This window comes from Adlercreutzia equolifaciens, assembly GCF_029076695.1.
Taxonomy (GTDB): Bacteria; Actinomycetota; Coriobacteriia; order Coriobacteriales; family Eggerthellaceae; genus Adlercreutzia; species Adlercreutzia equolifaciens_A.
Map to the genome: position 1 here is coordinate 1 of NZ_JARFIK010000309.1, position 309 is coordinate 309.

1 pseudogene is annotated in these 309 nt (G+C 62.8%); it reads left to right on the forward strand.

Annotated features, from left to right (window positions below):
* Positions 1-17: 17 nt before the first annotated feature.
* Positions 18-309 (forward strand): annotated as a pseudogene (locus tag PZH32_RS12525) (hypothetical protein); the annotation flags it as partial.

The window sequence follows — 309 nt, forward strand, 5'->3', positions numbered from 1 at the left end:
GGCCTAGGGGAGGGACTATGACCGAGCATCTTCGGCATCACAGCGCCATGCAAGGCGCCCTTGAGAAACTCGAGGGCGCGTTCAAGCTACTCTACCTCGGCATCGGGTTTATCTGGTCCTGGGTCTATGACTCCTACAACACCTTTGCCGTGTTCCCCGACCGCTCGGGCGTGTCCATCAACGCCGATGCCTCCTGGCTAGTCTCGGCTATCACGGCCGTCGTCGTGTTCTGGCTTGGCGGCCTGATCGGCGCACGGTTCCAGCAACCCCGCGCACCTCTCCTTGCGATGGCCGCTGCCGTGCTTCTCG